The sequence below is a fragment of the Arthrobacter sp. Dra40 genome, assembly GCF_059091905.1.
On record NZ_JBNHHB010000536.1, the window covers coordinates 1 to 891 of the forward strand.

Here is an 891-nt window from a genome sequence, read left to right on the forward strand (position 1 = left end):
GCAGAAGGGTGAATAGATACAGGAGATGTGGGCGCGTGGCGAAGCCGCGCCAGCGTAATTGAAGGCTGTATTGGACTCGGTAACGCTAAGGCGTGCACTCCATGGATTCAGACCCGCACCAACTATCGGCCGGAGGTCGCAGATCGCTTGGCCTTCCTCCACAGCAGAAGCTGGATGATGGAAACGGTCAGAGATCCCACGCACAACAGCCAGTCGATGATGCGCGAACTGAGCGACGGTTCGGTGACGGCGGAGAAGGCCCAGTATGCGCCCAAGATCAGCATGACGACCGCTAGGACTAAGAGGAAAGGGGATGGACCCTTGGGCTGGGGCTGCTTCTCAGGCATGGCCCAAGCGTAGGGGTGGCCCGGGAGTTGGGCTAGCTTCGGCCGAGCAGCCGGCGTAGGAATGGGACGGGCTGGCGCCCGTCCTTCTCTGTACCTGGAGTCGGATGAGAGGCAGGTGCAGGAGCCTCTGTACGGCTCTCTGCGGGCCTATCCGAACGGGGGATGTTTAGACGCGCAGGGTGGACGGGGCAGGCCTGTGTCCCTTCCGTGCTGTTCGGAACTGCAGGGCACCCGTAGGATGTGCCCATGTGGAGGCCATCAAGAGGCGTACTCGGAGGCGTGATAATTGCCGGATCGCTGGTTGCCTGCGGCTCTGTTGCTTTAGCCCAGGGGACCGAGGAGAGTCGGGTGGCCCTGCCTTGCGCTGAGAGCGGGAATGAATGCCCGACTTCCTACAGCGATATACCGGGCTGGCCAGTCAACGAGAACGGCCAGTCTTACGGCATCCAGGGAGATAGCCCGGTCCCGCCCGACCTGATTTCTGTAGTCGCCACGAATGGCCTGACCGGATACTCACGCTCAACGGATCTTGCTCACCCCAACT

General features: G+C 61.6%; 1 protein-coding gene. It reads right to left on the reverse strand.

Annotation, left to right across the window (positions count from 1 at the left end):
- Positions 1–122: 122 nt before the first annotated feature.
- Positions 123–347, reverse strand: a complete 225-nt coding sequence (locus AC5RWT_RS37845; RefSeq protein WP_494084684.1) for a hypothetical protein — start codon at positions 345–347, stop codon at positions 123–125.
- Positions 348–891 lie beyond the last annotated feature (544 nt).